Source organism: Stenotrophomonas sp. 22692 (assembly GCF_052045015.1).
In the GTDB taxonomy this organism is placed as follows: Bacteria; Pseudomonadota; Gammaproteobacteria; order Xanthomonadales; family Xanthomonadaceae; genus Stenotrophomonas; species Stenotrophomonas geniculata.
In genome coordinates this window covers 1-8493 of the sequence record NZ_JBQEMR010000066.1, presented here as the reverse complement: position 1 = coordinate 8493, position 8493 = coordinate 1, and the positions used below count along the sequence as shown (strand labels likewise).

At 65.7% G+C, this 8493-nt stretch carries 6 protein-coding genes; 3 read left to right on the top strand and 3 right to left on the bottom strand.

Features of this window, described 5'->3' with window-relative positions; genetic code table 11:
• Positions 1-144 precede the first annotated feature (144 nt).
• Genes ACTJJM_RS20840 through fdnG form a run of 3 tightly spaced genes read right to left on the bottom strand, consistent with a single transcriptional unit; the run spans position 145 to position 4785 of the window.
• Positions 145-792: a formate dehydrogenase subunit gamma gene (locus tag ACTJJM_RS20840; protein ID WP_019338771.1), complete on the bottom strand. Its 648-nt coding sequence runs from the start codon at positions 790-792 to the stop codon at positions 145-147.
• The gene (fdxH, locus tag ACTJJM_RS20835) at positions 789-1706 is read right to left on the bottom strand and encodes a formate dehydrogenase subunit beta (protein WP_010484042.1); all 918 of its coding nucleotides are present in this window, start codon (positions 1704-1706) and stop codon (positions 789-791) included. Before fdxH ends, ACTJJM_RS20840 begins: the two co-directional genes overlap by 4 nt.
• Before the next feature lie 10 nt (positions 1707-1716).
• Complete coding sequence (fdnG, locus tag ACTJJM_RS20830; RefSeq protein ID WP_312386080.1) at positions 1717-4785, bottom strand: formate dehydrogenase-N subunit alpha; 3069 nt, start codon at positions 4783-4785, stop codon at positions 1717-1719.
• Between the two features lie 291 nt (positions 4786-5076).
• On the opposite strand from fdnG, the gene gmk reads away from it, so the two are divergent.
• The 3 genes from gmk (at position 5077) to ACTJJM_RS20815 (ending at position 8420) form a co-directional block, all read left to right on the top strand.
• Positions 5077-5742, top strand: a complete 666-nt coding sequence (gene gmk, locus ACTJJM_RS20825; RefSeq protein ID WP_010484044.1) for a guanylate kinase — start codon at positions 5077-5079, stop codon at positions 5740-5742.
• Between the two features lie 110 nt (positions 5743-5852).
• A complete protein-coding gene (gene rpoZ, locus ACTJJM_RS20820) occupies positions 5853-6152 on the top strand; it encodes a DNA-directed RNA polymerase subunit omega (protein WP_005410877.1) in 300 nt (99 codons plus the stop codon).
• A 105-nt stretch (positions 6153-6257) separates the two neighbouring features.
• A complete protein-coding gene (locus ACTJJM_RS20815) occupies positions 6258-8420 on the top strand; it encodes a RelA/SpoT family protein (protein ID WP_010484045.1) in 2163 nt (720 codons plus the stop codon).
• Positions 8421-8493 lie beyond the last annotated feature (73 nt).

Below are 8493 nucleotides of genomic sequence, written 5' to 3'. Positions count from 1 at the left end.
CCCCCCCCCCCCCCCCTCCCCCCCCCCCCCCCCCCCCCCCCCCCCCCCCCCCCCCGGGCCCCCCTCAGGAAGCCAGCTTTTGACGTTGACGTTGACGTTGACGTTGACGTTGCCTCTGCGGGTGCAGGGCCGCAGGCCCTGCCGCTACCCCTCTTCCCGGCGCCCGCGCAGGATGTCCCGGAACCACTGCCGGTGATGCTTGTACGCCCACCCGTAGGTCACCTTGCCCTGGGTCATCGCCCGCACCGACCCCTTGATCCAGATCGCCGCATAGATGTGCACCACGATGGCGCAGATCAGCACCCAGCCGAACAGCGCATGGGCAAGTACCGAGAAGCGGATCACCCCGATCGGGAAGAAGTGGCTGAAGTACTGCCGCCAGATCACGAAGCCGGTCAGCAGCAGCGCCGACAGGCATCCGATGATGGCCCAGAACAACAGCTTCTGGCCGGCATTGAAACGGCCCACCGGCGGCAGCTTCTCATCCTCGTTGCGCAGTACATCGCGCATGCCGCGCATCCACGCGCGGTCGTCGGCGGTCGGCAGGTTGTCGCGCCACATGCGGAAGGCCAGAAAGGCAAAGCCCACCACCATGGCCAGGCCAACGAACGGGTGCAGGATGCGCGTCCACGGTCCACCACCGAACAGCTGGGTCAAAGGGAACAGAGCAGGGTGGAACAACGCCAACCCGGACAGCGCGGTCAGCACGAAGCAGATCGCCACGATCCAGTGATTGATGCGGGTCGGCGCACGGTAGCGGATGATCTGGCGCGGGTGCGGGGCGTACTTCATGGCCGCTGCTCCTCTTCGATCTGCTTCGCCTCGTGTTCGGCTTCCTCTTCTTCCTCGTCATTGACCGTGTTGCGGCCGATGCCGATGTAATGCAGGAAGCCGGCGAAGGCGGTGGCGGCGATCGCCAGCACGCCCAGCGGCTTGGCCACGCCCTTCCAGACCTCCACCATCGGGCTGATGCGTGGGTCCTTGGGCAGATCGGCGTACAGCTCGGGTTTGTCCACATGCTGCAGCACGTACATCACGTGGGTGCCACCCACGCCCTGTGGGTCGTACAGGCCGGCGTTCTCGTAGCCGCGCGATTTCAGGTCTTCCACACGGCCGGCCGCATGTTCGGTCATCGCCTGCTTGCTGCCGAAGGTGATCGCGCCGGTCGGGCAGGTCTTCACGCAGGCCGGTTCCTGGCCCACCGCCACCCGGTCCGAACACAGCGTGCATTTATAGGCCTTGTGGTCCTTCTTGGAAATGCGCGGCACGTCGAACGGGCAACCGGTCACGCAGTAACCGCAGCCGATGCAGTTTTCTTCCTGGAAGTCGACGATGCCGTTGGCGTACTGGATGATCGCGCCGGGCGATGGGCAAGCCTTGAGGCAGCCCGGATCGCTGCAGTGCATGCAGCCTTCCTTGCGGATCAGCCACTCCAGCTTGCCCTTCTCGTCCTCGTACTCGCGGAACTTCATCACCGTCCACGACTGGTCGCTGAGGTCCGGCGGATTGTCATAGCTGCCAACGCAGCTGCCCACTTCGTCGCGCAGGTCGTTCCACTCCATGCACGCGACCTGGCAGGCCTTGCAGCCGATGCATTTGCTCACGTCGATCAGCTTGGCGACCTGGCCGGTGTGCGCGCTGCGCGCCTGTGGCGAGGGCGTGGTGGTGGCCGAGCGGCGGATGATGTCCAGCGATTGCAGTGACATGGCGTGTCTCCTACACCTTCTCGACCTTGACCAGGATGCACTTCGATTCGGGCGTCTGCGAGTTGCCGTCACCGATGGCGTTGGTCAGCGTATTGGCGATGTAGCCGGGTTTGGCCGCACCGAGGAAACCCCAGTGGATCGGAATGCCCACCTGGTGCACGGTCTTTCCATCGATCTGCAGGGCCTTGATGCGCTTGGTCACCATCGCAACGGCTTCGATATGGCCGCGCTTGGAACTCACGCGCACGCGGCTGCCGTTGTTGATGCCCAGCTCGTCGGCCAGTGCAGCACCGATTTCGACGAACTGTTCGGGCTGGATGATGGCGTTGAGCTTGCCGTGCTTGGTCCAGAAGTGGAAATGCTCGGTCAGGCGGTAGGTAGTGGCCACGTGCGGGAACTCGTCCGGCGAACCGATCTGGGCACGGTCGCTGGCGAACACGCGCGCGGCCGGGTTGTTGAGCGTCTGCGCCTGGCCCGGGCTGAGCGGGTTGCTGCGCAGCGGAGTATCGAAGGGCTCGTAGTGCTCCGGGAACGGGCCTTCGGCCATGCCGGCCTTGGCGAAGAAGCGCGCGATGCCTTCCGGGTTCATGATGAACGGGCCCATGCCGCCGGCCGGGTCTTCGTCGGCCTTGAAGTCCGGCACGTCCACGCTGCCCCAGTTCTTTCCGTTCCAGGCCAGCAGCGTGCGCCGCGGATCGAAGGGCTGGCCGGCCACGTCGCACGAGGCGCGGTTGTACATCACGCGGCGGTTGGCTGGCCACGCCCAGGCCCAGCCCAGCGTGTTGCCGATGCCGGTGGGGTCGCTGTTGTCACGCCGCGCCATCATGTTGCCGGTCGGGCCCCAGGCACCGATGTAGATCCAGCAGCCAGAGGAGGTGCTGCCGTCGTCGCGCAGGTCGCCGAACGCAGCCAGCTGCTCGCCGGCCTTGCGCACCAGTTTGGTCGGGTCCTTCGGATCGAACACATCGGCCAGCGCCTTGCCGTTGTATTCCATCGCCAGTTCTTCCGGCGTTGGCAGTTCCGGGTTGGAATACTTCCAGGCCAGGTCGCGCACCGGCTCCCACCACGCGCCGCCGTCCTTCTCGTACATCGCTTTGATGCGATGGAACAGCTCGGACATGATCTCGATGTCGCTGCGCGCTTCGCCCGGCGGATTGGCACCCTTCCAGTGCCACTGCAGCCAGCGCGAGGAGTTCACCACCGCGCCGTTCTCCTCGGCGAAGGAGGTGGTCGGCAGCCGGAACACTTCGGTCTGGATCGCGCTCGGGTCGACGTCGTTCAGCGCACCGTGGTTCTGCCAGAACGCGATGGTCTCGGTTTCCAGCGGGTCCATGCTGACCATGAACTTCAGCTTGGAGAACGCACTGATCAGCTTGCCCTTGTTCGGCGCCGAGGCCAGCGGGTTGAAACCCTGGCAGATGTAGCCGTGGATCTTGCCTTCGTTCATCAGCTCGTACGCCTGCAGCATGTCGTACGGCTTGTCGAGCTTGGGCAGGTGGTCGAAGCACCAGTTGTTGTCGGCGGTGGCAGCGTCGCCCCACCACGACTTCATCAGGCTGACGTGGAACTTCGGGTAGTTCTGCCAGAACGACATCTGGTTGGCGCGCAGCGGCTTCTGCGTGCGCTTGGCGATGTAGGCGTCGTAGTCCTGCTCGTCCTGCTTCGGCAGCGTCAGGTAGCCAGGCAGCAGGTCGGACATCAGGCCGATGTCGGTCAGGCCCTGGATGTTGGAATGCCCGCGCAGCGCGTTCATGCCACCACCGGCCACGCCGATGTTGCCCAGCAGCAGCTGCACCATGGTGCCGGCACGCACGTTCTGCGCACCGATGGAGTGCTGCGTCCAGCCCAGCGCGTACAGGATGGTCATCGCCTTGTCCTTGCCGGCGGTGGACGCGATCATCTCCCAGACCTGCCGGATGCTGTCGGCCGGCGTGCCGCAGATGCGTTCGACCATCTCCACGGTATAGCGCGCGTAGTGCTGCTTGAGCAGGGTGTAGACGCAGCGCGGGTCCTGCAGCGTCGGGTCGCTGCGCACGAAGCCATCGTCACCGTAGGCGTAGTCCCAACTGGAACGGTCGTAGCTGCGCTTCTCTTCGTTGTAGCCCGAATACAGGCCGTCCTTGAAGGCGAACTCGTCCTTCACCAGGAACGACATGTCGGTGTAGTTCAGCACGTACTCGTGCTGGATGCGGTCCTCGGTCAACAGGTAGTTGATCAGGCCGCCCAGGAACACGATGTCGGTGCCGGTGCGGATCGGCGCGTACACGTCGGCCACCGCAGCCGAGCGGTTGAAACGCGGATCGACCACAATCAGCCGGGCCTTGTTGTGTGCCTTGGCCTCGGTCACCCATTTGAACCCGCACGGATGCGCCTCGGCGGCATTGCCACCCATGATCAGGATCAGGTCGGCATTCTTGATGTCGACCCAGTGATTCGTCATCGCACCACGGCCTAGCGTCGGGGCAAGACCTGCCACCGTCGGGCCGTGTCAGACACGTGCCTGGTTGTCGAATGCCAACATGCCAAGGGAGCGGACGACCTTGTGGGTCAGCACCGCGGTTTCATTGCTGGTGGCCGAGGCTGCCAGCATCCCGGTGGTCAGCCAGCGGTTGACCGTCTGCCCGGCCTCGTTCTTCTGCACGAAATTGGCATCGCGGTCTTCCTTCATCAGCCGTGCGATGCGGTCCAGTGCATCGTCCCAGCTCAGCCGCTTCCACTCGTTCGAGCCCGGCGCGCGGTACTCGGGGTAGAGCAGGCGCGACTTGCTGTGGATGATGTCGGCCAGGCCGGCACCCTTCGGGCACAGCGTGCCGCGGTTGACCGGATGGTCCGGGTCGCCTTCGATATGGAAGATGCTCGGCTCGGCGTTCTTGGCGCCATCGCCGAGGCTGTACATCAGGATGCCGCAGGCCACCGAACAGTAGGTACAGGTGTTGCGGGTCTCGGTCGCGCGGGTCAGCTTGTACTGCCTGACCTCCGCGAGCGCGATGCCGGGCGCGAAGCCCATCAGTGCCAGACTGGAGCCGACCAGGGTTGTCCCGGTCACTTTCAGGAACTGGCGGCGGCTCATCGATGGCATGCCGTTCTCCTGGGATGGCGGGGAGGCGCAGGCCTCCGGGCTGTCGTTGGGTACGGCCCGGTTATAGCACAGGCCCCCGCACGCCCATGTGGCACAAGGCCCGGCGCCTGCCGGGCGGGCGCGCAACGGGGCGGCTCTGGTAAAGTTGCGTGCCCGCACCCCGGGGAAAGCGTCTGCCGGGCCTGGTTCCAGGATGTTCCGCGCAGCCCCCGCCGTCCTGGCGCGATCCTCCGCGCCGGATCTGGAACATCGAGGAAAAATTTTGCGAAATCAACCCGTTGGATCCCCCGCATGAGCGCACCGTCGAAGCCGTCGGAGGCCGTTGCGCGCGGCACGCTGTACATCGTTGCCGCCCCGTCCGGTGCCGGCAAGAGCAGCATCGTCAATGCCACCCTGGCGCGTGACCCGCAGATCGCCCTGTCGATCTCCTTCACCTCGCGTGCGATGCGCCCGGGTGAAGTGAACGGCCAGCACTACCATTTCGTCTCTGCGGAAAAGTTCGAGGAAATGATCGCCGCCGGCGACTTCTTCGAGCATGCCTGGGTGCATGGCGACTGGAAGGGCACCGCCCGCCAATCAGTTGAACCGCAGCTGGCCGCCGGCCAGGACGTGCTGCTGGAGATCGACTGGCAGGGCGCGCAGCAGGTGCGCCAGCTGGTGCCGGGCACGGTCACCGTGTTCATCCTGCCGCCGTCCAAGCAGGCCCTGCAGGACCGCATGCGCAAGCGCGGCCAGGACAGCGAGGCGGTCATCGCCCAGCGCCTGGGCGCGGCCCGTGACGAGATGCTGCACTTCAACGAGTTCGACTACGTCATCGTCAACGAGGTGTTCGACACCGCCGTGGACGAGCTGTGCGCCATCTTCACCGCCAGCCGCCTGCGCCGGGAGGCCCAGAAGGTCCGCCACGCCGGCCTGATCCAGGCCCTGTTGACCCCTGATTCGGGCGCAACTGACTGATTCCAAAAGAATCGGGTGAGGGTTGGCTTGATTTTGTCCAGCCCCTGCCAGTACACTCCGTCCCCTTTCCCTCATTCGACTGAGCGGCCGACCGGTCGCCGGGAGCCCGTATGGCCCGCATCACCGTAGAAGATTGCCTGGAAGTCGTTAACAACCGTTTCGAACTGGTCATGATGGCTTCCAAGCGTGCCCGCCAGCTCGCCAACGGCGTGCAGGCCACGCTGGACAACAGCGAGACCGAGGACAAGCCGACCGTGCTGGCGCTGCGCGAAATCGCCGCCCGCAAGATCGACAACGCGCTGATCGACGAAGTCGAGAAGGCCGAGCGTGAGCGCGCCGAGCGCGAAGCGCTGGAGTGGGCCGCCGCCGAAGTGGTCGCCGACGAAGACATGTCCAAGAACGACGATTGATCGCATCGATCAACGTCATTGCTGGATCGCCGAACAGCCCGCCCCGTGCGGGCTGTTTCGCATTCAGGATTTGCCGTAAACGTCGCGCTGGAATAGGCTTCGGGCATGAACCCAGGCCCCACTGCCAAGGTCGCCGCAGCCCCCGCTGCCGCCGTACCCGACTACGTCCTCCAGCTTGAACGCGCCGCCCATTACCTGCCGCCGGAACAGCTGCCGCTGTTGCGCCGCGCCTGGGAAGTCGGAGCCGCCGCGCACGCTGGGCAGACGCGCAAGTCGGGCGAGCCCTATATCACCCATCCGGTGGCCGTGGCCCAGGTGCTGGCCGAGCTCGGCCTGGACGTGGAAGCGCTGATCGCCGCGATCCTGCACGACACCATCGAAGACACCCCGCTGACCCGTGAGGCGCTGGCTGCCGAGTTCGGCGAAGCCGTGGCCGAACTGGTCGACGGCGTGACCAAGCTGGACAAGCTGAAGTTCCGCGACCGCCAGGAAGCGGCCGCCGAGAGCTTCCGCAAGATGCTGCTGGCAATGTCGCGCGACCTGCGCGTGATCATGATCAAGCTGGCCGATCGCCTGCACAACATGCGCACGCTGGGCGCGCAGAGCCGCGAAGCGCGCGGCCGCATCGCCCGCGAGACGCTGGAGATCTATGCGCCCATCGCCCAGCGCCTGGGCATGAGCCTGGTCAAGAGCGAGTTGCAGAACCTAGGCTTCAAGGCGCTGTATCCGTGGCGCCACGCGATCCTGGAAAAGCACATCCGCAGCCAGCCGGTGGTACGCCGTGAAGCGCTGGCACAGGTGGAAGTTCAGCTGTCGCAGCGGCTGGCGAAGGAAGGCATCGAGCACCGCCTGGTCAGCCGCATCAAGACGCCGTGGAGCATCTACAACAAGATGCGCGACGAGAACAAATCGTTCGACCAGGTGATGGACGTGTTCGGCTTCCGCCTGGTCGTGCGCAGCGTGCCCAGCTGCTACCACGCGCTGGGGTCGGTGCATGCCACCTTCAAGCCGCTGGATGGCCGCTTCCGCGATTTCATCGCCATTCCCAAGGCCAATGGTTACCAGTCGCTGCACACGGTGCTGTTCGGGCCGTATGGCTCGCCGATCGAAGTGCAGATCCGTACCGAGGAAATGGACCTGATCGCCGAACGCGGCGTGGCCGCGCACTGGACCTACAAGTTCGGCGGCGATTCACCCAACAGTGCGCAGAGCCGTGCGCACGCCTGGATCGTCGAACTGATCGATTCGCAGCGTGCTGCCGGTTCCTCGCTGGAGTTCCTCGACAACGTCAAGGTCGACCTGTTCCCGGACGAGGTCTACCTGTTCACCCCGAAGGGCAAGATCCTGGCGCTGCCGCGCAACTCCACCGCGCTCGATTTCGCCTACGCCGTGCATACCGACGTCGGCAACATGGCCGTGGCCTCGCGCGTGGACAAGAAACTGGTGCCGTTGCGTACCAAGCTGGTGTCGGGCCAGTCGGTGGAGATCATCACCGCACGCTCGGCCACGCCGAAACCGCAGTGGCTGGAATTCGTGGTCACCAGCAAGGCGCGCACCGCCATCCGCCACCAGCTCAAGCAGCTGGAGCACGAGGACGCCGTGCAGCTGGGCCACCGCATGCTCGACCGCGCGCTGGAAGCGATGGATTCGTCGCTGGAACGGCTGCCGAAGGGGCGCCTGGATGCGTTCCTGGCCGAGCATCGTTTCCCACGCCTGGAGGCGCTGCTGGCCGAGGTCGCACTGGGCAACTGGATGCCGACCCAGGCCGCGCAGGCGCTGATGGCCTACGCCGAACTGCGTGGCGGCCCGCATTCGCGCCACCACTCGCAGGAAAAGATCCTGATCAACGGCAGCGAGCGCGGCGTGGTCACCTTCGCCGGCTGCTGCCAGCCGATTCCCGGCGACGAGATCATGGGCTACCACACCGCCGGCAAGGGCATCGTGGTGCACCGCATGGACTGCCCGAACCTGGCCGAACTGCGCAAGTCGCCCGAGCGCTGGGTGCCGATCGGCTGGGACACCACCGTTTCCGGCGACTACGACACCTCGCTGGTGGTGGAAGTGGAGAACGGCACCGGCGTGCTGGCGCAGCTGGCCGCCGCCATCGCGCAGAGCCATTCCAACATCGAGCGCGTGGATTACCTGGACCGCGACTTCAACGCCGCCGTGCTGGCGTTCAACATCCAGGTACGCGACCGCAACCACCTGGCCGAAGTGATGCGCCGCCTGCGCCGCCTGTCGGTCGTGCAATCGGTACGCCGCCAGTAGGTCCTGCGCGGACCGGTAGTGGGGGGGGGGGGGGGGGGGGGGGGGGGGGGGGGGGGGGGGGGGGGGGGGGGGG

Coding starts and splice junctions, on each gene's coding strand:
- ACTJJM_RS20840 (WP_019338771.1), bottom strand. CDS start 792: ATGAAGTACGCCCCGCACCCGCGCCAGATCATCCGCTACCGTGCGCCG.
- fdxH (WP_010484042.1), bottom strand. CDS start 1,706: ATGTCACTGCAATCGCTGGACATCATCCGCCGCTCGGCCACCACCACG.
- gmk (WP_010484044.1), top strand. CDS start 5,077: ATGAGCGCACCGTCGAAGCCGTCGGAGGCCGTTGCGCGCGGCACGCTG.
- rpoZ (WP_005410877.1), top strand. CDS start 5,853: ATGGCCCGCATCACCGTAGAAGATTGCCTGGAAGTCGTTAACAACCGT.
- ACTJJM_RS20815 (WP_010484045.1), top strand. CDS start 6,258: ATGAACCCAGGCCCCACTGCCAAGGTCGCCGCAGCCCCCGCTGCCGCC.